Source organism: uncultured Flavobacterium sp. (assembly GCF_963922255.1).
Taxonomy (GTDB): Bacteria; Bacteroidota; Bacteroidia; order Flavobacteriales; family Flavobacteriaceae; genus Flavobacterium.
Genome location: NZ_CAWUIC010000001.1, coordinates 166,703 through 189,775, shown reverse-complemented (window position 1 = coordinate 189,775; position 23,073 = coordinate 166,703). Strand labels below are relative to the sequence as shown.

Annotated in this window: 17 protein-coding genes; 6 read left to right on the top strand and 11 right to left on the bottom strand. The window is 30.3% G+C overall.

Annotated features, from left to right (window positions below):
* Positions 1-10: 10 nt before the first annotated feature.
* The 8 genes from AABJ49_RS00845 to AABJ49_RS00810 form a co-directional block, all read right to left on the bottom strand.
* A complete protein-coding gene (locus AABJ49_RS00845; RefSeq protein ID WP_338375250.1) occupies positions 11-760 on the bottom strand; it encodes an OmpA family protein in 750 nt (249 codons plus the stop codon).
* A 57-nt stretch (positions 761-817) separates the two neighbouring features.
* Positions 818-2,302, bottom strand: coding sequence for a carboxypeptidase regulatory-like domain-containing protein (locus AABJ49_RS00840; RefSeq protein ID WP_338375248.1), 1,485 nt, complete (start codon positions 2,300-2,302; stop codon positions 818-820).
* An 18-nt stretch (positions 2,303-2,320) separates the two neighbouring features.
* The gene (locus AABJ49_RS00835; protein ID WP_338375244.1) at positions 2,321-3,661 is read right to left on the bottom strand and encodes a CsgG/HfaB family protein; all 1,341 of its coding nucleotides are present in this window, start codon (positions 3,659-3,661) and stop codon (positions 2,321-2,323) included.
* An 8-nt stretch (positions 3,662-3,669) separates the two neighbouring features.
* On the bottom strand, positions 3,670-4,071 hold the full coding sequence (locus AABJ49_RS00830; protein WP_338375241.1) for a curli production assembly/transport component CsgF: 402 nt from the start codon (positions 4,069-4,071) through the stop codon (positions 3,670-3,672).
* Positions 4,072-4,087: 16 nt separating this feature from the next.
* Complete coding sequence (locus AABJ49_RS00825) at positions 4,088-4,822, bottom strand: CsgE family curli-type amyloid fiber assembly protein (RefSeq protein ID WP_338375238.1); 735 nt, start codon at positions 4,820-4,822, stop codon at positions 4,088-4,090.
* Between the two features lies 1 nt (position 4,823).
* Positions 4,824-5,339, bottom strand: coding sequence for a hypothetical protein (locus AABJ49_RS00820; RefSeq protein ID WP_338375236.1), 516 nt, complete (start codon positions 5,337-5,339; stop codon positions 4,824-4,826).
* Positions 5,340-5,409: 70 nt separating this feature from the next.
* Entirely contained in the window at positions 5,410-6,495 is a 1,086-nt protein-coding gene (locus AABJ49_RS00815) for a hypothetical protein (protein WP_338375234.1), read from the bottom strand.
* Between the two features lie 406 nt (positions 6,496-6,901).
* Positions 6,902-9,091 carry a glutamine synthetase III gene (locus AABJ49_RS00810; RefSeq protein WP_338375232.1) on the bottom strand — a complete coding sequence of 730 codons (2,190 nt, stop codon included), beginning with the start codon at positions 9,089-9,091 and terminating at the stop codon, positions 6,902-6,904.
* Positions 9,092-9,266: 175 nt separating this feature from the next.
* Here AABJ49_RS00810 and AABJ49_RS00805 point away from each other — a divergent pair, with 175 nt between their 5' ends.
* The gene (locus AABJ49_RS00805; protein ID WP_338375229.1) at positions 9,267-10,214 is read left to right on the top strand and encodes a TerC family protein; all 948 of its coding nucleotides are present in this window, start codon (positions 9,267-9,269) and stop codon (positions 10,212-10,214) included.
* Positions 10,215-10,286: 72 nt separating this feature from the next.
* On the opposite strand, the gene AABJ49_RS00800 is transcribed toward AABJ49_RS00805, so the two are convergent.
* The gene (locus AABJ49_RS00800) at positions 10,287-10,796 is read right to left on the bottom strand and encodes a hypothetical protein (protein WP_338375226.1); all 510 of its coding nucleotides are present in this window, start codon (positions 10,794-10,796) and stop codon (positions 10,287-10,289) included.
* A 90-nt stretch (positions 10,797-10,886) separates the two neighbouring features.
* Here AABJ49_RS00800 and AABJ49_RS00795 point away from each other — a divergent pair, with 90 nt between their 5' ends.
* From AABJ49_RS00795 to AABJ49_RS00780, 4 genes are all read left to right on the top strand, one after another.
* Positions 10,887-11,612, top strand: coding sequence for a DUF1543 domain-containing protein (locus tag AABJ49_RS00795; protein WP_338375223.1), 726 nt, complete (start codon positions 10,887-10,889; stop codon positions 11,610-11,612).
* A 140-nt stretch (positions 11,613-11,752) separates the two neighbouring features.
* Entirely contained in the window at positions 11,753-15,304 is a 3,552-nt protein-coding gene (locus AABJ49_RS00790; RefSeq protein WP_338375221.1) for a choice-of-anchor I family protein, read from the top strand.
* A gap of 152 nt (positions 15,305-15,456) precedes the next feature.
* Positions 15,457-15,675: a hypothetical protein gene (locus AABJ49_RS00785; protein ID WP_338375218.1), complete on the top strand. Its 219-nt coding sequence runs from the start codon at positions 15,457-15,459 to the stop codon at positions 15,673-15,675.
* Positions 15,676-15,829: 154 nt separating this feature from the next.
* A complete protein-coding gene (locus tag AABJ49_RS00780; RefSeq protein WP_338375215.1) occupies positions 15,830-16,375 on the top strand; it encodes a type 1 glutamine amidotransferase domain-containing protein in 546 nt (181 codons plus the stop codon).
* A 69-nt stretch (positions 16,376-16,444) separates the two neighbouring features.
* Here the strand turns inward: AABJ49_RS00780 and AABJ49_RS00775 are convergent, their stop codons facing one another.
* Positions 16,445-19,870 (bottom strand): methylmalonyl-CoA mutase family protein, encoded by a 3,426-nt coding sequence (locus tag AABJ49_RS00775; protein WP_338375213.1) that lies wholly within the window; start codon positions 19,868-19,870, stop codon positions 16,445-16,447.
* Between the two features lie 191 nt (positions 19,871-20,061).
* Between AABJ49_RS00775 and AABJ49_RS00770 the strand changes: the two genes are divergently transcribed.
* Entirely contained in the window at positions 20,062-21,741 is a 1,680-nt protein-coding gene (locus tag AABJ49_RS00770; RefSeq protein WP_338375210.1) for an OmpA family protein, read from the top strand.
* A gap of 203 nt (positions 21,742-21,944) precedes the next feature.
* Here the strand turns inward: AABJ49_RS00770 and AABJ49_RS00765 are convergent, their stop codons facing one another.
* The gene (locus AABJ49_RS00765) at positions 21,945-23,057 is read right to left on the bottom strand and encodes a TlpA disulfide reductase family protein (protein WP_338375207.1); all 1,113 of its coding nucleotides are present in this window, start codon (positions 23,055-23,057) and stop codon (positions 21,945-21,947) included.
* Between the last annotated feature and the right edge of the window lie 16 nt (positions 23,058-23,073).

Sequence of the window (23,073 nt, the reverse complement as noted above, 5' to 3'; positions counted from 1 at the left end):
CGTGCCATAATTAATTTTCTAAAATCATGATTTCAACTCTTCGATTTGCCATTCGTTGTTCTTCATTTTTTTCAGGAATGGGAAATAAGGGTTTAGTGCTTTTAAAACTTTTATAACTTAGTCTTTCTTCATGAATTCCGTTATTGGTTAAATACACATAAACTGCTAGAGCTCTAACTTTGGCAATATCTTCAATTTTATTAGCTTGTTCTACAGATTGACAACAAATATGACCTTGAATTTCGATTTTAAGTTTAGGATATTTATTTAATATAGCCAATAATTCTTCTAAAACTGGTTTAGATTCAGGTAAGAATGTACCGGAATTGTTGTAGAAATTTAAGTTCTTTAATACAATAGTTTTTCCTAAGATATTCTTATCCATGAAATTTTCTAAAGATTCTTCTTTTTCGATGTAGTAAAGATCAACTCTCCTATTCAAATCTTGAATAGTATCTTGTTCAAAATCTTCACCAAAAGGCTTTTGAATAATTGTTTTTGAAACTATATTTTTTGTTTTTAATTTATTTAAAACAAAATCAATTCGCTTTTGGGCAAGTTGTACATTATAGTCAGTAGTTCCAACGTAATCACAATATCCTTCTATTTTAATAATTTCGATATTTGCATTAGCTGTTAACCAATTTTGAAAATCATTTTCCTGAGTTGCATTAAAACTGCTTTCATTAAAGTCAAAATAAAAACGCTGTTTATTTTGACTGAAACAAATACTTATGAAAAAAAGAAAAAATAATCGCATAAAATTTTATTATAAAACGCTAAATTTTTCTTTTTTAGTATGCTACTGTTTAGAAATTTATTCCCAATCAGGCATCGTTGCACCAGTAAAAAGCGTTTCTCTAGAATCTACTGTTCCTATTTCATATTTTTGAATGTAGCGAGTACTCAAAAAATCATTGGAAGTGTTTACAAAAATTACTTCAGCTTCATTTGGAGAAAATCTTACATCCAAATCGACTGTTCCTGGAGGTTTTTGGGTTGAAATTTCAGAAGTTGTTCCTGTTGAAAAAACGTGTTGGAATATTCGAGTGTCTAATTGTCTGTAATTAAAGCTTTCATAACCTGAAATGTCTCTGGTAAAAATTAATCTCTGCCCAGAAACTGAAAAATTCAAACCACCAACTGCTCCTGAGACTGGTGTAATGACTTGTGTTAAAAATGTTCCGTTAGCACTAATTACAAAGATTTCTGCCATATAACCGCTTAAATTATTTGTTTTCAAGGCAATTTTTGTGCCGTCAAAACTCCAATCACATTCAGAAATTAATTTTCCTCCAGTAGTTTGATAAATCTGAGTCAATCCACTACCGTTACTACTAATTCTATACAACTTATCAAAGTTAGGATAGATGATTTGGCTTCCATTGGCATTCCATGAAAAATTAACATAATCTGAATTAAAACCAGCAATTGGAACTGAGTTGGTAACCTTAAATACATTTGTACCATCTGGATTCATAATATAAATATGATTTTGAGCTCCGTTTGAACGAATAAATGCAATTTTATTAGATTGATTATTTTTTCTTGGTCTCCAACTATTGGTTCCAGAATCTGTTAATTGAATTTCGTTGCCATTATCATCACTAGTGAAAATTACGTTGTTTTGTCCAATTTTCTTCACATATAAAAACCGTGTAGTTGGAAAATTAATGGTTGTAAATGATTTTATAGAACTATAAACTAAATCATTAATTCCGTCTGAAACTGTAACTTGCCAAAAATATTTTACACCATATACCAAATTAGTCAGTTGAAAAGAAGTATCGGTAATATCTGAATAAGTTACTTCAGTAGAATTAGCATCATTCTTCAAAATAACCTGATAAGTTAAATCATCATCATCAGGATCTGTTGCTGTCCAAGTTAAATTGACTTGAATACTTTGATTTGTAGCATTATCTGTTGGAGAAACTAGAACGGGTGTTGTTGGTGGTCTATTTTCACTTGTAGATAATTCCAATTCAAATACTAGCTCTGTGTTGGCTCCATCGGTAATTGTTGCCGCTTCAAACTTAGTGATATACCCTTCTTTTTTTGCTTGGTACGAATAATCTCCAACAGGCACATCAATCATGCTAAAATTTCCATCATCATCAGTAAAAACGATACTTGAGTTTGGACTTGAAAATACTTTTACATTTGGAATTGGTTCAAAACTACCTGACTCGACTACTCTACCAGAAACAGTACCAAACTGAATTTCTTCAATGCCTTCTTCACTACAAGAAACAAGTAGTAGTAAAAGAAATAAGCCCAATTTTATATAACTATTTTTCATAATTCTTTAAATTAAATGCTATTTGAAATAATACGTTAATCCAGCACCAAATCGATAATAATAATCATCTCTTTTTCCTGAGGTTAAGTAATCAACCTCATCACTGAATGTTAGATTATGTTCGCCAAAAAGTCTAAACCCAATATTATCAGTCACCAAATACTCTAAACCAAGTCCATATTGAAATTTAAAATGTGTGTTATCACTAGACTTATTAGTACCAAAACCTACACCACCAAACACATAGGGTGTTAGTATATCTTTTGGCAAAAATATAATTTCAGTATTGGCGTCAAAAGTTAAGTATTCATAGCTTTTTCTATTTTTGGTATCAAATTTATTCCATGATCCTGATAAAGATAAATTGATGCTTTCATTGAAAAAATATCTTAAACCTCCTTTAAAAAAAGGTCTCAAGAGTGGATTAACATAGTCACCCTGAATTCTAGTTACACCACCAGAAAAATCTAAAGCAAAATCTGATCTTCTTTTGACTAATTTTCTATTATAGATAGCTGTTGAATCTGCCATAGATTCAGATATTTCATAATTTTTAATTAATTTGTCTATTTCAGCTTGAGGAGCATCAGCTACCCAAATTTTATCTTTTATACCTTCTAAAATTAAAGATTCTACTGCCTTTTCTATTGCTTCAGTAACTGCCATGTGAACAGGCTCGTTTGTAGTATACCCTGTTTCAACTTCTAATAATCTTTTGAATTTTACATATCTAAAAAAACTTTGATCAATTGCTTGTGAAAAAAGGGTTTTGGACACATAAACTGTTTTTAGAATTTTTCCATTTGAGGTAGAAATCATTCTTAAATAGATTGTAACTCTGTCTTGTCTGTATTTTGTAGAACCACCAGCACCAAAATATCTTGCACCAAAACCACCTGTTATAATATTTGAATCGTAGGAAACTATTCCACCTTCCAATAGAACTCCAGCATAAAGTAAAGGTGTTATTTGAGGTTCATTAGTGTTTTTTGTATATTCTTGTCGAGTTGAACGAATAAGATTTCGTTCTTGTAGAAGATTACCAATATTTTCACGTTCAATTGGTACAAACCATTTTGAATCTTCTAAGGCTTTTATTAATATAGAAGTTGCTCCTTGGGTTACAGCGGTGCTAAAAGTGCTTCCCACTTCTGAAGCTTTATATTGACCTGTTTGATCTCTAAACTTATAGATTCCTATTACAACAGGTTCTTTAGGTTTAGGTAAATTTTTCAATAAAGAAGTTGCAGGTGTGCTTTCACCAATAATAGCTCTTTCAATTCCTAAAGGTTGATTAAAATAAGCGCTACAACCATATAAAAAGTAGATGGCGAAAAAAAAATAGTAAAATTTTCTCATATATAAATTTATGGATTTGGGATTATAACCTGAGTTTGTTCACCAGTAGTAGTATCTAAAATACTTATTGTTAATCCACCTTCTGACGGATAAACATCTATAGATAAGCTTCCAAAAGTATATGTTCCTTCTGAGATGCCGTCATTGCCAAATTGTTCAGCAAATAATGACCTTGAAACTTGACTTAAAAGTTGAGAATTTAAATTATTTATAAATTTTTCTAATTCTGTTTCTTTATCTGTTTCAATCCCAGTATCCTTTAATTTATTTTGAGATTCGGCTGAGCTTAACAGCCATTGGTAATTAAAAGTATCTCCACCAAATGCTGGATTTTTTGGTTTATAGACCAAATCTTGAGCATTCATGGAAAATGAAAAAAAAATAGTTAATAGTAGGATTGAAAACTTCATGATTTTAGGCTTTTATTTAATATTGAGTAATATATTTCTTTTCGTTTTCTATTTTTTTTAGAAACTGATAGGTTTCATATAGTGCGTTTTTGGCCATTGCTTCTAAAAATTCTTCATCTGGTCGAGCTAAAAATTCATACACAACGTCATTTTCAATCATAATTACAATTTTGGTATTTCTTCCAAAACTTAATTCTTCATTAACTTTAACAATTTGCTTTGCATTTAGATTGTAATCTCTATATAAATAATAAAAAATATCATAAAAATCTTTTCCAATTTTTGTCTTAGTTTCATCAGTAACTATTCCTGCTAATTCAATTCCATCATCTAAAATGATTACTTTATCCTTTTTTTTTTGATCACTAATTACGACTCTATCTTGACTAACAATTTGATTATTTTCATCATAAAATAACAGTAACACTATTATTTCGTCTTCACTGCTTTTATTTATTTGTGTGGTTGAAAGGTTTTTGTTTTCACTAGCGTCTAATGTAAAAACACCTTCTTGTGCATTTGAAGAACGATTTTCTGATTTTAAATTCTTTTTTATTACTGATAATTTGTAGGTCAAACTTTGCAGCACATTAGTTAAATTCTCTGCTGTACCAGTAATTTTAATATTTCCTTCTACATCTTCAAGAACGATTTTTGCCTTAATATCTGTATTTAAATTTTGAGCCTTGCTACTAAAATTAAATAAAAATAAAAATGCAAAAAGGGTTAAATATGTAGTTGTTTTTTTCATTTTATTGATTAATTATTATAATTGATGCACCATTTCCTGTTTGGGAAATTTTCATATCCTTTGACAATGAATTGGTACCTATGTTTTGAATGTTTTGATTACTTCCATTCTGAGTCATTTCCATATTCACTTTATAGTTGGTGTAATATGTTAAATCACTAATTGTATTATTATTTCCTGTTTGAGAAATACTTTGAACTAATTCAGGTGTGTTTTTTATTAATCCTACTGAATTATTAATTCCTTCTTGTGTTATAAACAGCTTTGAATTTTCGGAATTAACATTTGCATCAATCACATTATAATCACCTATTTGTTGAATGTTAATACTATTTTGGTTGAATTGAACAGTGTTTAACTTATCTGCCATATTAGACACAACAAACAACGAGTTTTGTTCAGAATTAAAAAGTGAAGAACTATATTGTTTAAAGTCTTCATTATTTTCTTTTTCTTGAGAAAAACTCATTTGAGTGAAAATGATTGCAAAAAATAATATGTATTTTTTTAAGATCATAATTTGGCTTATTAAAAATATAGATGAGATAGCTCACTATGTAGAAAACTATCTCATCATATACTAAAGTTTAGTTAGATTGTGTAACGTTTGAATTATTTCCATTACCAATTTGGTTTACATTGCTTAAATGAGATTGTCCTGTTTGAAGAGTTGTAGCTACATTTAAGTTACCTAATTGATCAATATTAGAAATATTTAAATCTCCATTTTGATGTGATCTTGCAAAGTTATCATCACCATTTTGGTCGTGATCTGAAATGTTATCATTACCAATTTGTCTTTGTCTAGAGTTGTTACTATCTCCACGTTGGATTGCGTAAGCATCATTTCCATTTCCAACTTGTCTTTGCCATATGTCATTGTTAGATGTTACAGTTCCTAAACCTTGGTCTCCAACAGCAACATTTCCATCACCAATTTGAATTTGTTCTGCTTCATTAAAACCTCCTGAACTAAAATCATTTTGATAAACTCTTGCATAATTGTTATCACCATTTTGCATTTGACTTGACCAGTTACTAGTATCACCTTGAGTTGAATAAGCAACATTACTATCTCCTGTTTGACGTTGAATAGCGTAATGAAGCGTACCTACTTGATCAATGTTACCATAATTTGAATTTCCAACTTGTTTTTGGTCAGCCATATTATCATCTCCTAATTGAGTGATGTAAGCTGTGTTTCCTGGTGAACCGTTTGGTCCTGAGCTTTGGTCTTGAATAGCATCATTACCATTACCAGTTTGAGTTGTTGAAGCATAATTGTTATCAAAACGTTGTTTTTGCATAGAAGTGTTTCCATCACCAGTTTGTGTAGTAATAGCTTCATTCATTTCTGCATTTCCAACTCCTTGATCAATTGTAGCGTCATTCATATCTCCTAATTGAATAACATCTGCTTCATTGAAATCACCGTCTTGTTTAACATCTGAATCATTAGAAACACCATTTTGGTTAACATCTGAGTCATTAGATTCTCCACTTAGAGCTGAAACTGAACCCATTTGATTCACCACAGAATTATTAGTCATACCAACTTGTAGTACTTCTGATTGATTTGTAGTACCGTCTTGAGAAACACTACTTACGTTTCCTTGGGCAAAAGCAGTTCCCGTAGCCACAAGAAAGGCTACACTTAAAATTAAGTTTTTCATAATATAAATATTTAATTGGTTACAATTTCAATATTTGGGGCTGAAAAAACTTTTAAAATTTAAAAAAATTATTTTTCTTAAATAAAAAAAACATCTTGTGCTTGCAGGGATACACAATTACATATTATACATGAAGTATAATTATTATATGCTTAAAAACTATAAAATAGTTAGTAGGTATAAAGCATATTATTCGCTCATTGAGTTCAAATGTAATACAATATTTTAAACCACCAAATTTATTTCATGATAAATAATGCTATTTTCGATGAAATAAGTAAAAATATCGTTAAAATGTTACAATATTCTTAATTTAGGGTGTTTTCACTTATAATCTCTAAGTGTTTTAACTAGAGAAGGCTTGTTCTGTGATAGAACAAGCCTTCTTTAACGCTAATTTAAAATTTTATTTAGTAAATAATAATTCTCTGTATTTAGTTAATGTCCACATCTCATCGTCTACCATTAATTCTAATTTATCAGCGTGTTCTCTAATAATTTCGAAGTATGGCTTAACTTTATTACAATAAGCAGCAGCCATTTTTTCCATATCAGTTAAATTGTTTGCTTTCTTTCTTTCATCAATCATTTTATCAATGTTTGTGTTTATTCCTTCAATATGCGAAGAAATTTCTTTTATCATTGATATTTGCTCTTTTGCCACTTTTTCGTAGTCTTTTCCAAAAATCTCTTTTAAACCTTTAACGTTTTCAATTAAAGTATTTTGATATTTAATTGCTGTTGGAATAACATGATTACGAGCGATATCACCTAAAACTCTTCCTTCTATTTGAATTTTTTTAGTATATTCTTCTAATTCAATTTCGTAACGAGCTTCCACTTCAACATGATTCATAATATTTAATCCTTCAAACAAATCCATTGCTTTTTTAGAAACTTTAGCTTTTAAGGCTTCAGGGGTTGTTTTATGATTACTTAATCCACGTTTTTTGGCTTCTTTTTCCCAAGCATCACTATAACCATCACCTTCAAAAAGAATTTTTTTAGTTCCTTTAATATATTCTCTTAATACATTAAATATAGCTTCGTCTTTCTTTAAATCTTTCTTTTTAATTAATGCATCAACTTCTTTTTTGAAATCCATTAATTGTTTGGCAACCATTGCATTCAACGTTGTCATTGATGTAGCACAGTTTGCAGTAGAACCAACAGCTCTAAATTCAAATTTATTTCCTGTAAAAGCAAATGGTGAAGTTCTATTTCTATCGGTATTATCTAACAATACATCAGGAATTTTACCAACTACATTTAATTTTAAATCGGTTTTTTCTTCTGGAGAAAGTTTTCCTTTAGTTACACCTTCTAATTCAGCTAAAACTTTAGTCAATTGTTCACCAATAAACACTGAAATAATTGCTGGTGGCGCTTCGTTTGCTCCTAATCTGTGATCATTACTTGCCGAAGCAATTGCAGCTCTTAATAGTTCCTCGTTATCATGAACCGCTTTAATTGTATTAATAAAAAATGTTAGAAATTGAAGATTACTCATTGGGGTTTTTCCAGGAGCTAATAAGTTAATTCCTGTATCCGTTGCTAATGACCAGTTATTATGTTTTCCAGAACCATTTACACCTTTATATGGTTTTTCGTGGAATAATACTTTATATTCATGACGTTCTGCTACTTTTTGCATTACATCCATTAATAATGAGTTGTGATCCACTGCTAAATTAGTTTCTTCAAAAATTGGAGCTAATTCAAATTGACTTGGAGCAACCTCATTATGTCTAGTTTTAACTGGAATTCCCAATAACATACATTCGTTTTCCAAATCTCTCATATAATTTAATACACGAGTTGGAATAGAACCAAAATAATGATCGTCTAATTGTTGGCCTTTAGCTGCAGTATGACCTAATAAAGTTCTACCAGTTGCCATAATATCAGGACGAGAATTTGCCAAAGCTCTATCTACAAGGAAATATTCTTGTTCCCAACCTAAGGTTGGAGTTACTTTCTTAACATTTTTGTCAAAATATTTGGCTACTTCTGTTGCTGCTTCATCAATTGCACTTAAAGCTCTTAACAATGGCGCTTTGTTGTCTAAAGCTTCTCCAGTATATGAAACAAAAACAGTAGGCACACAAAGTGTTGTACCATATATAAAAGCAGGAGAAGTTGGATCCCAAGCTGTGTAACCTCTTGCTTCAAATGTGTTTCTAATTCCACCATTAGGAAAAGAAGAAGCATCTGGTTCTTGTTGTACTAATTGATCTCCTCCAAATTTTTCTACTGGATCACTTCCGTCAAAAGAAGTTTCAAAAAAAGCATCGTGTTTTTCAGCTGTTCCACCTGTCAAAGGCTGAAACCAGTGTGTATAATGTGTTACTCCTTTAGAAAGAGCCCATTCTTTCATTCCTAATGCAATATAATCTGCTAACTTTCTGTCAATTTTTGTTCCGTGTTGCACTGCACTTTTTACAGCTTTATAAGCTTCAGAAGTTAAAAATTGTCGCATTGTTTTATCATTAAAAACATTGCTACCAAAAATGGCTGATTTTTTATCTAATTCTTCTACGTGAACTACAGTTCTTGAATTAGCTTTTTCAAGTGCCTTGAAACGAATTGTTGACATAATTATTGATTATTTGATTATATACCTTGTTATTTTGACGCAAATATATAAAAAAAATGAATAAAAATAATTCACACCCTATTTTTTTAGGGGTTGAAATTTTAAAAAATACAATTCCCTTGAATTATTTTTTTTAAATCTAAAAAATTATATTTGTGGAATTAAACAAAATTTTATGATAGTTTGGGTTATTTTTATTGCAGCAATTATATTTTTTTTAGCATTAGATTTAGGTGTATTTAACAAAAACCCTCATATTATCAGCTCTAAAGAAGCTGGGATATGGACAGCTATATGGGTTACTTTGTCATTTTTATTTTCAGGTGTGATTTATTGGATTTACTCTAATGGTTATATTGAAAATCCTTCCAACCTTACTCCTACTTTAGCTTCCATGAAGTTTATTACAGGATATTTAATTGAACTTTCTTTAAGTGTTGACAACATTTTTGTAATTGCAGTTATATTTTCATCGTTTAAAATTCCTCAAAAATATCAACATAGAGTTTTATTTTGGGGAATTCTTGGTGCAATAGTGTTTAGAGGGTTGATGATTTATTTTGGTGTATTACTTATTAATAAATTCAGTTGGATGGTTTATGTTTTTGGAGCATTTTTAATTTTCACAGCCGCAAAAATGTTATTTAAAAATGATGATGAAGAAGTTTTTAATCCAAAAAACTCGTTTGTTTTTAAAAGTTTGCGAAAAGTGATGCCAATTACAATGCATATGGAAGGGGAGCATTTTTTTGTTAGAAAAAGAAACATCTTATTTGCAACTCCTTTATTTGTAGCACTTATTGTAATTGAATTAATGGATGTTCTTTTTGCAATGGATAGCGTTCCAGCTATATTAGCTATTACTTCTGATGGTTTTTTAGTTTTTAGTTCTAATATTTTTGCGATTCTTGGTTTACGTTCTATGTATTTCTTTTTGGCAAATATGTTAGAAAAGTTTAGTTATCTAGAATATAGTTTAATTGCGATTTTAACTTTTGTTGGAGTAAAAATGTTAGCTCACGATTATATTGAATTACCAGAATGGGCTTCATTAGGGTTTATAGCTTTATCATTGCTTGTAGGAATAACATATTCTTTATATAAAGATAAAAAAAACACATAAAAAAAGAGGTCACTTCCCAGCAACCTCTCTTTAACAAACTAATCTAACTAAACTAACAAACTATTTTTATATTTAATCTAACTTTTTAATTTCTGAATTTGTATAACCTAACATTTCAATTGTTGCATTATAATCTGAATAATCAACCGCTGACTTATTAGTAAATGCAGCTGGAATAACAACTATTCTAAAAGTCTGATTATTTGTAATTTGAGTTGATAAATTCCACAATTCAAATCCTTCCATATATAATTCAACATCGTATCTAGTGAAATTATAATTAAATTTATAATCTAATGTACCATCATTAAAATAAAATGTTTCTGGTAATAACTTCCAATAATCAGTACCGTTTGAGTACCCACTTAATCTATAAACTAATACCATATCAGAACTATATATAGGTGGATTGAATGTAACCAATCTACTAAAATTATTATTTGAGCTAAAAGATGTAGTTACTTCAAAAACTTCACTTATAGTGTCATAATCTACTATATCTCTTTCTACAACTTCATTTACTGTACAACTGCTTAGTGTTATCATCCCGATAAAAGCTAAAACTAATGTAATTTTTTTCATGATATTTATATTAAAATGATTAATGATGTTATGGTATATTCAATTGCCGTGCCAAACTTTTTATTTAACAAAAATTTGTACTTTTGAAGTATGAGTAAAAAGATTCATTTATATATGGTAATGTTAGGTTGTACACCAAAAGGTAGGTTAACAGAACAACATGATATTTTTTTTGGAATAGGTAATTCCTTAGCTGAATTAATTCCAAATATGAAAGATTTTTGGCCAGAAGCTAATGGAAAAATTCATATAGATGCTTGGCAAAAAATAACATATATTGATGGATATTCTATTGAAATTGTTGATAGAAATGAACTTATTGAAAATAAAGAAAAGTTATTTTTTATCAATCTTGGTGGTTATAAAGAAAATGAATTTGAAGAATATCATTATAAAGTCTTGACTGTTGCAAAAACTAAAGCGGCTGCCATTAAAAATAGTAAGAAAACAACTTTTTTTAAACATTGTGGATTTGAAGGAGCCGGAGCTTCACATATTGATGACAAGTACGGAATTGATGTAGATGATATTTATAGAGTTGATGATATTTTATCAGAAGATTTCAAAGCAAAATATCAATTGAAAATTACAAAAACTAAAACTGGTACAGAAGATGAAAAACATATTGGTTATTTAAAATTAGATAAAAAAAAATACGATAAACTTATAACTATGGGAAGGAATAACGAAAAGAACATTAAGAAGCATAACGATAAATTACACAAAGAACAAGACAAAGCAAAAGCAAAAAAAGCAGCTCGAGCTGAAAAACTGAAAGCAATTGTTCGAAAATACAATAATGAAAAAGAGAGTTAATCTCAATTTTACAATTCCTTTACTTCTTAATTTTTAAGATACATTTTGATAATGTTTTAAAAATAAATTGATGATTTTGAGGTAACTAAATTAACCTCATTTATAAGGTAAGTTTGCACAAACAACAAAAAACTTATCTTATGAAAATTAAATTTACTTTACTATTATGTTTAATTACCTACTTGGTAAAAGCACAATTATCTTCAGCTGGAGATATTGCTTTTGTAGGTTTTAATGCAGATGGCGATGATGACATTGCATTTGTAACTTTTAAAGACATTCCGGCAAATTCAACAATTATTTTTTGTGATTCTGAATGGAATGGAACAAGTTTTGGAACTGACGAAGGAGATTTTACTTGGTCTGCAGGTTCAACGCTTATTCCTGCAGGAACTGTGATTTCAATCAATAATGTGAGTGCTACAATTACTCCTTCTGTTGGAACTATTTCTGTGAACAATGCTGGAGGAATTTCTTCATCCAGCGATGCTATGTTTGCTTTTTTAGGTACACCTCCAAGAACAGTAACTACTATGTTAGCTGCAATTTCAAATTCATCTACAGGTTTTGGAGATTTAACAAACTCTGGATTAACATTAGGTTCAACAGCAATTCTTTTACCAGAAGGAACAGATATTGCTAATTATAATAGTGTTAGAACAGGTTTAGATGCTAACGGATATATATCGCAATTAAATAATCCATCAAATTGGCAAGTTGAAGACACAGCAGCTGATGATCATAACAACAGTACAACTCCAGATTTACCTTTTAATGCAACTTCATTTGTAATTTCTGCTAACGACACATCAGCACCAACAGTTGCTATTGTAAACGTATTGACTCAAAACACAGTTGAAATTATTTTCTCTGAAAGCTTAAATCAAACTACAGCTGAATTAATTTCAAATTATGTTTTTGCACCAAGTTTAACTATTTCGAGTGCTGTTTACAACGCTACTTTAAATTCTGTAACACTTACACATACAGGATTTACTATAGGAAGTGCTTACCAATTAACAGTTAGTAACGTTCAAGATACAGCAAATAATGTTTTATCTCCAGCTTATGTGAGTCCAAACTTATTTTACAATGCGTTAACGTCTGGATTGATTATTTCTGAAATTATGTACAATGCTCCATCGGCTAATTCTAACCAATTGGAGTTTTTAGAAATCTACAATAATTCTTCGGCTTCAATTGCTTTAGGAGGAATTAAAGTTAAAGACGAAGCTAATTTCATTTTTGAATTTGACGAATTAACATTAGCTGCAAATTCAGTTGTTTTATTAGCAACTGATAAAGCAAGTGCTGATGCTTTTTATGGAGTTTCTTTTATTGATATGCCTCAAGGAATTAGCAATGCTCTAGGAAATGGTGGTGAGTTACTTCAAATATTAAATTCTGAAGGAAATGTAATTAGTAAAGTTGAATATGATGATGCAACTCCATGGCCATTATCTCCTGATGGAAACGGACCTTCTTTAGAATTATTAAATCCAAACGGTAATTTAAATGATGGAACAAATTGGGCTCCAGCTACATATTTAGTAGGACAATCAATTGGTTTAGATGTTTTTGCTTCACCTGGAACTTTCAATCCAATAGTAGCTTCAAACATTGCTTTTGCTACAGAAACAACAATTGTTAATGAAAATGCAACCACAGCTACACTAACAATCAATCTTTCTAATGCTTCTACTTCTATTGTAACTGTTCAAGCCAATGTTATGGTAACAAATGCAACTGCAACTAACGGAACAGAATACACTTATACAGACCAAACAGTTACTTTTCCAATAGGTTCAACTTCACAAACTATAACTGTTACTTTAAACAATAATACAATAGCAAACGGAGATTCCTACTTTACCGTGGAACTTTCTAATGCTTCAGGAGCAAATCTTGTAGGAATTACACAAAATACAGTTTATATTTTAGATGATGAAACTGATTTTCCTGTAGCTTCGAATGCTCTAAACATCAATTATTTAACAAATTATGTTGTTGACCCAACAGGTTCTTCTGAAATTGTAGCTCATGATCCAACGACACAAAGGTTATTTGTAATGAATTCAACAGCTTCAAAAGTTGAAATTTTAAATTTTGCAAATCCATCAGCTATTACACCAATCATGTCCGTTGATTTATCATCTTATGGAATTGGAGGAACAAGTATAGCCTTTAAAAATGGAATTCTTGCAGCCACAGTTGAAGGAGCTAATTTTACAAATGGTAAAGTCGTTTTTATGGATGCTAATGGAACTATTGGTTCAGTAGTTGAAGCTGGAGTTTTGCCAGATATGATAACTTTTACACCAGATGGAACGAAATTTTTAACAGCAAACGAAGGGCAACCAAATGATGATTACACAATTGATCCAGAAGGAAGTATTTCTATTATTAATGTATCTGGAGGATTTAACAATGTACAACAATCAGATGTTACTAATCTGAATTTTAATGCTTTTGATTCTCAATTAGCTACTTTAAGAGCAAATGGTGTTCGTATTTTCGGAGTAAATGCAACCGTTTCTAAAGATCTTGAACCAGAATATATTGTAGTCGCTGATGATGGTTTGACTGCATGGGTAACTTTACAAGAAAATAATGCAATAGCAACTATTAATTTAGTTACTAACCAAATTACAGCTATCACACCATTAGGATTAAAAGACCATAATGTTGCTGGAAACACTTTAGATGCTTCAGATCAATTTGGAGAAATTTTTATGAGCAATTGGCCTATCAAAGGAATGTATATGCCAGATGCAATGGCTCAATATACTGCAAATGGAACAACTTATTTAGTTACAGCCAATGAAGGTGATGCAAGAGATTATAATGGTTTAGCTGAAGAAGTTCGTGTAGGAAGTAGTGCTTATACTTTAGATCCAACTATTTTTCCAAATCCAGACTTTCTTAAAAAGAATTCAAATTTAGGACGATTAACAGTAACTAATGCAACTGGAGATACAGATAACGATGGTGATTTTGATGAAATTCATGTTTTTGGAGCACGCTCATTCAGTATTTGGAATGCTACAACAGGACAAATAGTTTATGATAGTGGTGATGATTTTGAGAAAATTACGGCTAATGATCCAACATTTGGAGTATTATTCAACGCGAGTAACAATAATAATAATTTAAAAAACAGAAGTGACAACAAAGGTCCAGAACCAGAAGGAATTACTTTAGCAGAAATAAACGGTGCTGTGTATGCATTCATTACTTTAGAAAGAACTGGTGGTTTAATGACTTATGATATTACAAACCCTTCAGCTCCAACATTTGTTTCTTATAAAAACAACAGAACTATACCAACTGTTGGTGGAGATTTAGCTCCAGAAGGAATTATTTACATTGCTCCTGCTGATAATTCATTAGGAAAAGGTTTAGTAGTTATGGCTAATGAAGTTAGTGCTACACTAAGCATTTATGAAATTACAAATGATGTTTTAGCGAACGATAATTTCACTGCAGCGACTAATGCATTTGTGGTTTATCCAAATCCAGTAAAAGATGGAATGGTTTATTTTAACAGAGAAGTTTCAGTAAGTCTTTTTGATATTTCAGGAAGAAAAATCACGGAACAAGAAAATACAGTAAGTTTAGAAATGAATTACCCAAAAGGAATTTATCTTCTTAAAACTAAAGAAGGTTTCGTTGAAAAGGTCATTATTAAGTAAGTTGTTATTAATTCTGATTAACCTAAAAGGTCTTTCGAAAGAAAGGCCTTTTTTTCTATGTATGGGAATTCTATAAAAAACAATAAAGACCTTATAACACTTCAATATTAGGTTTAAAGTAATTTTACAAAATAACTTTAAAAATTTACATTATGAAAATCGGAAAAATACTTGGAGCTGTTTTAATTATTGGAGCATTATATATTGGTTATTTAGGAATTAACAAAGTCTCTAATAATAGTAAAGAAGTTGAAGTACTAGGTTTAGAAATAGATGCTTCAAATGAATCAGGAAAAGAACAAGGTTTTCTTTATATAGGATTAGCTGTAGTTCTTTTTGGTGGAGGAATTTATTCTTTGAATAAAAAATAAAAAAATATTCCTAAAAATAGCCTTTCAAATTATGCTGAAAGGCTATTCTTTTATTGATATAATATAACAATCATTAAAAATGATATAAATAGTACAAATCAACATTTTCTTAGATTTGTTACAATAAAAATTAATACTAACTTAAATTTTAATTATGAAAAAGAAAATAGCAATATTAGCTACCAATGGATTTGAAGAAATTGAATTAACATCACCTAAAGAAGCTTTAGAAAAAGAAGGCTGGGAAGCAGAAATTATAAGTCCAAAATCTGGAAGTATTAAAGCTTGGGCATCTACTGATTGGGGAAAGTCATATGACGTTGATAAAAATCTAGCAGATGCAAATCCTTCAGATTATAATGCCTTATTATTACCAGGTGGAGTAATTAATCCTGATAGTTTAAGAACTAATGATGATGCCTTAAAATTTGTAAGAGCTTTTTTTGAAGTAGGAAAACCAGTAGCGGCAATTTGTCACGGACCACAAACCTTAATTAGTGCTAAGGTCGTTGAAGGAAGAAAAATGACATCTTACCCATCTATAAAAGTAGATTTAATCAATGCTGGAGCAGAATGGCACGACAAAGAAGTTGTTGTAGACAAGGGATTAGTGACTAGTAGAAATCCAGACGATTTACCAGCTTTCAATAAAAAAATGATTGAGGAAATCAAAGAAGGTAAACACGAACCAGCTTTATAGTACTATTTTATAAAAGTAAAAAGGTCAAACAAAATTTGTTTGACCTTTTTTATTTGTACTTAAAAAAAATTACATATTCCTTCTATACTGACCACCAACTTCAAACAAAGCATTAGTTATTTGACCTAGAGAACAAACTTTAGTGGCATCCATTAATTTTTCGAACATGTTTTCGTTTTTAATAGCTGCTTCTTGAAGAATTTGAATTTGCTCCTCTACTCTATCTTCATAAGTTGTATGCAATTGATTCAACATATCAATTTGATATTGTTTTTCTTCTTCTGTTGCACGAATAACCTCAGCTGGAATAACCGTTGGAGAACCTTTTGAACTTAAGAATGTATTTACACCAATAATTGGGAATTCTCCTGTGTGTTTCAACATTTCATAATACATGGATTCTTCTTGGATTTTACTTCTTTGGTACATCGTTTCCATAGCTCCTAAAACTCCTCCTCTTTCAGTAATTCTGTCAAATTCAGCTAAAACTGCTTCTTCCACTAAATCCGTTAATTCTTCAATAATGAACGAACCTTGAATTGGATTTTCGTTTTTCGCTAAACCTAATTCTTTATTAATAATCAACTGAATTGCCATGGCTCTTCGCACTGATTCTTCTGTAGGGGTTGTAATCGCTTCGTCGTAAGCATTGGTATGCAATGAATTACAGTTATCGTAAATCGCATATAAAGCTTGTAAAGTTGTACGAATATCATTAAAATCAATTTCTTGAGCATGCAATGAACGTCCAGAAGTTTGAATGTGGTATTTCAACATTTGTGCTCTTTCGTTAGCACCATATTTATTTTTCAAGGCTTTTGCCCAAATTTTTCTAGCTACTCGACCAATCACAGCATATTCTGGATCAATTCCGTTAGAGAAGAAAAATGATAAATTAGGTCCAAAATCATTAATATTCATGCCACGACTTAAATAATATTCCACATAAGTGAAACCATTAGAAAGCGTGAAAGCCAATTGCGTAATAGGATTCGCTCCAGCTTCAGCAATATGATACCCTGAAATCGAAACCGAATAAAAATTTCGAACATTTTGCTTGATGAAATATTCTTGTACATCACCCATTAAACGTAAAGCAAATTCTGTAGAGAAAATACACGTGTTTTGTGCTTGATCTTCTTTCAAAATATCCGCTTGAACTGTTCCACGAACTTGCGACAATGTTTTAACTTTTATGTCGTTGTAAACATCCATTGGCAAAACTTGATCACCTGTGACACCTAACAACATTAAACCTAAACCATTATTTCCTTCAGGTAATTTTCCTTGATATTTTGGTCTTTTGGTTCCTTTTTTCTTGTAGATTTCAACAATTTTAGCTTCTACTTCATCCACCAAACCATTTTCTTTGATGTATTTTTCACAGTTTTGATCGATGGCAGCATTCATAAAGAATCCTAACAACATAGGTGCTGGTCCATTAATTGTCATAGAAACTGATGTTAAAGCATGACTCAAATCGAAACCTGAATACAATTTTTTAGCATCATCTAAACAACATATAGAAACTCCAGCATTTCCGATTTTTCCATAAATATCTGGACGTAAATCAGGATCGTTTCCATATAATGTTACACTATCAAAAGCGGTTGACAAACGTTTTGCAGGCATTCCTGCACTTACATAATGAAAACGCTTATTAGTTCTTTCTGGTCCACCTTCACCAGCAAACATCCTACTTGGATCTTCACCTTCACGTTTGAAAGGATATAATCCAGATGCAAATGGAAATTCTCCAGGTACGTTTTCTTGTAAATTCCATTTTAAAATATCGCCCCAAGCTTTATATTTTGGTAACGAAACTTTTGGAATTTGAGAATGCGATAGCGATTCAGTATGCGTTGCAATTTTGATTTCTTTATCACGAACTTTAAACGTATAAAATTCGTTTTTGTATTTCTGAACTTTTTCGTCCCAAGTAAGAATTACTTCCCAATTGTAGGCATCCAAGTCCATTTTAATTTTATCAAATTGTTGCAATAACAATTCTAAAAACACTTTATTTTCCTCTGTTCTATTTAATGAATCTGCTACGATTCCGGTTTTATCAATTTTTGGAAGATTTCCGTTTACGGATTCAATCGTTTTGAAAATTCCATATAATTTTTGAGCTACTTCAACTTGTGTTAAAGCAATCTCATCATATTTTCTATTGTTTTCTGCTATTTCAGACAAATAACGAGTTCTGTGTGGAGGAATTACGAAAATTTTCTCACTCATTTCACGTGTAATTTGGAAAGTAGATTTTAAATCAACACCTGTTTTTTCTACCATTTTATCCATGATAGATTTATATAATGTGTTCATTCCAGGATCGTTGAATTGAGAAGCAATTGTACCAAAAACTGGCATATCATCTGGATTTGCATCCCAAAGATTATGATTGCGTTGGTATTGTTTTTTCACATCACGAATAGCATCTAAAGCTCCACGTTTGTCGAATTTATTTAAAGCTACTAAATCAGCAAAATCCAACATGTCGATTTTTTCCAATTGCGTTGCAGCTCCAAATTCTGGTGTCATTACATATAAAGAAACATCTGAATGATCCATAATTTCTGTATCCGATTGTCCAATTCCAGAAGTTTCTAGAATAATTAAATCATATTTTGCTGCTTTTAATACTTGAATCGCTTCATTTACATATTTAGACAACGCCAAATTCGATTGACGAGTTGCCAAGGAACGCATATAAACTCTAGGATTGTTAATTGCATTCATACGAATTCTATCTCCTAATAATGCACCACCAGTTTTACGTTTTGATGGATCAACAGAAATTAATCCGATTGTTTTTTCAGGAAAATCAATTAAAAATCTTCTAACCAATTCGTCTACTAAAGAAGATTTTCCTGCTCCACCAGTTCCTGTAATTCCTAAAACTGGAGTTTTTGAAGTTTCATTCTTTTTGTGAATAGCATCCATAGTTTCCTTTGCAATTTCAGGAAAATTTTCAGCTGCAGAAATTACGCGAGCAATTGCAGTTGGCACTTTTTCTTCTAAATGATTAATTTCACAATTTAATTTATCACCAATTGGAAAATCAGAACGCTTTACTAAATCGTTAATCATTCCTTGTAATCCCATGGCACGACCATCGTCTGGAGAATATATTTTTTCTATACCATAAGTATGTAATTCTTCAATTTCTGTTGGAAGAATAACTCCACCACCACCAGCAAAAATTTTGATATGACCAGCACCTTTTTCTTTAAGTAAATCATACATGTATTTTAAATACTCTGTATGACCACCTTGATAAGATGTCATGGCAATTGCATTTGCATCTTCTTGAATTGCTGTGTTTACAACTTCATCTACACTTCTATCATGACCTAAATGAATCACCTCACAACCCGTAGATTGGATGATTCTTCTCATTATATTGATTGCTGCATCATGACCGTCAAAAAGTGAGGCTGCAGTAACAATTCTTACTTTATTTATAGGTGTATAAGGTACTTGTGGTTCCATTTTAGATAATTATCATTTTTTGAAGGTGCAATTTACGAATTAAATAATTTATATAATACCAATTGGAATAAAGATAATTATGCATTTTAACGAATAAAAATTCATTTCATCTAAAATATTCATCTCTAAAGTTTTATATTTTGTTAAAATTTTATTAAAAACTAAGTTTGAGAAAAATAATAACAAAACAAATGAAAAAAATTACATTGATTACAACGTTAATAACGTTATTGTCATTTGGAGTTTATGCACAGGAGCTTCCTGTAAATCCAACTCCAGGAAAGTGTTACATTAAATGTATCACTAAAGATGAATTTAGAGAAGTAACTGAAACCATACAAGTTTCTCCTTCTTACAAAAAACTGACGGTAGTTCCTGCAACTTACAAAACAATTGAAGAAAAAGTTTTAATTAAAGAAGCTGGTTCAAAAACTATTACTACAGCTGCTACTTACAAAACAGTTGAGGAAAAAATGTTAGTTAAAGAAGCGACAAAGAAAATGGTTGAAATTCCTACAAGCTTCAAAACAATTGAAGAAAAAATGTTAGTTAAAGAAGCTTCGAAGAAATTAGTTACAATTCCTGCTGTTTATAAAACAGTTGAAGAAAAAATTGTTTCTAAAGAAGCTACTAAAAAATTAGTTTTTGTTCCTGCAACTTATAAAACTGAGGAAGAAAAAATTATGGCTAAAGAAGCTATGAAAGTAATGACCTCTGTTCCTCAATCATATACTACAGAAAATGTTTCTTACGTTTCTAAAGAAGCTTCAAGTACATTAGAAATTATACCAGCAACTTTTTCAAAAGATTCAAAAACTTTTGTAACAAAAGAAAAATCAGGAAAATGGGAATATACAATTTTAGCGGATTGTCCTTCTGTTAATAAAGAGGACTGTATGACTATGTGTTTCGTTGAAACTCCAGAGGAAACAGAAACTGTACCTTTTACAAAATTAGATAGTGATGCCACTACAAGAACAATTGATTGTAATGATCCTAAAGGAAAGGCTTACTGTGAAACTACAGCAACTTACAAAAAACAAATCATTAGTAATGCAGCTAAAGTAAATACTACTGAAGTTCCTGCTGTTTACAGTATGGTTAAAAGACAAGTTATTGCTACACCTGCAAGATATGAAGAAGTTGAAGTTCCTGCTCAATATGCAGTCGTAAAAAAACAAGTAGTTGTAACTCCTGCAAGAGTTGAGGAAATTGAAATTCCTGCTGAATACGCAATGGTTAAAAGACAAGTTGTTGATGTTCCAGCAAGAATGCAAGAAATTGAAATTCCTGCTGAATATGCAATGGTTAAAAGACAAGTTATTGCAACACCTGCAAGTAGTTCAGTAGTTGAAATTCCTGCTGAATATGCAACGATTAAAAGACAAGTTGTTGACAGACCAGCTAGTACAACAGAAGTGATAGTTCCTGCAGTTACTAAAACTGTAACAAAAGTAGAATTAGTTAAAAAAGGTGGAATTACTGTATGGGAAGAAGTTGATTGTTCTTTAGTTGGAACTAATAATCTATTAAATATTTTATATGAATATAACAGTGCTAAATTAACACCAACATCTACAAAAGATATTGATGAGAATTTATTAAAATTAATGAATGAAAAGCCAAACTTAAGAGTAGAGATTATGTCTCATACTGACTCTAGAGGAAATGATGCTTACAACATGTCTTTATCTCAACAAAGAGCTCAATCTGTGGTTAACTATCTAGTTAGCAAAGGAATCTCTAGAGACAGATTAGTAGCTAAAGGTTATGGTGAAACTAGATTAAAAAACAAATGTTCTAATGGAGTTAGTTGTTCTGATGATCAACATCAAGCAAACCGTAGAACTGAATTTAGAATTTTACAATAATAGTAAAACCTAAATTATGATTATACCAAAAGAGGAGTAACAATGTTACTCCTCTTTTTATTTATAAGATATTTAAAAAAAAAATTAAACTTTAAAACAAGTATAGAAATTCAATAGAAGTTTGTCTTTTTAGTAGTCTAAAACTAAAAAGTCCTGAAATGAAAGATTGAATTCTCATTTTAAGACTTTTTATCTTGAATAATTTATTTCTTAGAAATCTTTGTAATATTAGCGTTGTATGTTATTGGTTTTAAAGTTATTCCAAAAGAATTTTCTAATTCTTCTTGCATTAAATCATCATATAAAAATTGTAAATCCCAATCGTAAAGTGAAGTATTCTGCCCATTGTAAATATAATTAACATCTTTTACTTTACTCAACAAACTGCATATAGCAAACAAAGATATATTATCAGCTTGAATTCTATCAGTTCCTACTATATAGTTAGAAGGACTTCCCTCCCAGTCGAATTGGTTAGCATCCCATAGCAGATTATCATTTTTAATTATTAATTCTGTAGCATTTATTTCTTCTGTAAATTCGGTTATATGTAAATCAAAATTTGACATTACTTCATCAATAATTTTTTGCTTGTTTAATTCCCACATTTGTTTTGAGCAGGTCAATTTTAAACGTTCATCAGCCTTTTCATCAAATTGTAATTCAAAAGGATATTTATTTGATAAGACAAAAAACAAATTAGACAAACTTCCTGCATAATTTACTTCATCATTTGTACTTGTAATTTCCTCAAAATCATCATCTATTTTTTCAATAAGGATTTTATTTACATCTGATAATTTTTCTTCAACTTGGGCATCTTCTGCTTTTAGTTCTATTATAGAAAACAAATCTTTCTTAATTAAATTTTTGGGTTGTTCATCATAAAATTGATCCAACTTTTTTTGTGTCAAATCTGAAGGATGACCTTTCCATAATAATTCCCCATTTAAATCCAAAAGTATAGCGTAAGGACGAGAAGTTACTTCATACTTGGAAAAAGTGTATTTATCATAATCAGAGGTTACCATTAAGTCAATAGGTCTTTTGTCTAAATATTTTTTAATTTTTGAAGAATGTTCGTCAGACATTGATAGTACAAACACCTTTTCTTTGTTTTGTTTTTGAAGGATTTCTAATTGTTTCGTTGCTGAAACACAAGGTGCACACCAAGTAGCCCAAAAGTCGATTATTATTAGCTTTTGTTCAGAAAATCCAGTAATTTTGTTTTCCTCTATTACGTCAGCTACAAGAACTGATTGAGCTGATATATTTTGAAGAAAAAAGAGTAAAACAATAAAATATAAATTTTTCATTATCAAATTTTCAATT

What these genes read in the sequence shown, in the direction of transcription:
- AABJ49_RS00845 (WP_338375250.1), bottom strand. Translation starts at nt 760, where the DNA reads ATGCGATTATTTTTTCTTTTTTTCATAAGTATTTGTTTCAGTCAAAAT.
- AABJ49_RS00820 (WP_338375236.1), bottom strand. Translation starts at nt 5,339, where the DNA reads ATGATCTTAAAAAAATACATATTATTTTTTGCAATCATTTTCACTCAA.
- AABJ49_RS00825 (WP_338375238.1), bottom strand. Translation starts at nt 4,822, where the DNA reads ATGAAAAAAACAACTACATATTTAACCCTTTTTGCATTTTTATTTTTA.
- AABJ49_RS00795 (WP_338375223.1), top strand. Translation starts at nt 10,887, where the DNA reads ATGAGTAAAAAGATTCATTTATATATGGTAATGTTAGGTTGTACACCA.
- AABJ49_RS00780 (WP_338375215.1), top strand. Translation starts at nt 15,830, where the DNA reads ATGAAAAAGAAAATAGCAATATTAGCTACCAATGGATTTGAAGAAATT.
- AABJ49_RS00765 (WP_338375207.1), bottom strand. Translation starts at nt 23,057, where the DNA reads ATGAAAAATTTATATTTTATTGTTTTACTCTTTTTTCTTCAAAATATA.
- AABJ49_RS00785 (WP_338375218.1), top strand. Translation starts at nt 15,457, where the DNA reads ATGAAAATCGGAAAAATACTTGGAGCTGTTTTAATTATTGGAGCATTA.
- AABJ49_RS00790 (WP_338375221.1), top strand. Translation starts at nt 11,753, where the DNA reads ATGAAAATTAAATTTACTTTACTATTATGTTTAATTACCTACTTGGTA.
- AABJ49_RS00835 (WP_338375244.1), bottom strand. Translation starts at nt 3,661, where the DNA reads ATGAGAAAATTTTACTATTTTTTTTTCGCCATCTACTTTTTATATGGT.
- AABJ49_RS00770 (WP_338375210.1), top strand. Translation starts at nt 20,062, where the DNA reads ATGAAAAAAATTACATTGATTACAACGTTAATAACGTTATTGTCATTT.
- AABJ49_RS00800 (WP_338375226.1), bottom strand. Translation starts at nt 10,796, where the DNA reads ATGAAAAAAATTACATTAGTTTTAGCTTTTATCGGGATGATAACACTA.
- AABJ49_RS00830 (WP_338375241.1), bottom strand. Translation starts at nt 4,071, where the DNA reads ATGAAGTTTTCAATCCTACTATTAACTATTTTTTTTTCATTTTCCATG.
- AABJ49_RS00810 (WP_338375232.1), bottom strand. Translation starts at nt 9,091, where the DNA reads ATGTCAACAATTCGTTTCAAGGCACTTGAAAAAGCTAATTCAAGAACT.
- AABJ49_RS00815 (WP_338375234.1), bottom strand. Translation starts at nt 6,495, where the DNA reads ATGAAAAACTTAATTTTAAGTGTAGCCTTTCTTGTGGCTACGGGAACT.
- AABJ49_RS00840 (WP_338375248.1), bottom strand. Translation starts at nt 2,302, where the DNA reads ATGAAAAATAGTTATATAAAATTGGGCTTATTTCTTTTACTACTACTT.
- AABJ49_RS00805 (WP_338375229.1), top strand. Translation starts at nt 9,267, where the DNA reads ATGATAGTTTGGGTTATTTTTATTGCAGCAATTATATTTTTTTTAGCA.
- AABJ49_RS00775 (WP_338375213.1), bottom strand. Translation starts at nt 19,870, where the DNA reads ATGGAACCACAAGTACCTTATACACCTATAAATAAAGTAAGAATTGTT.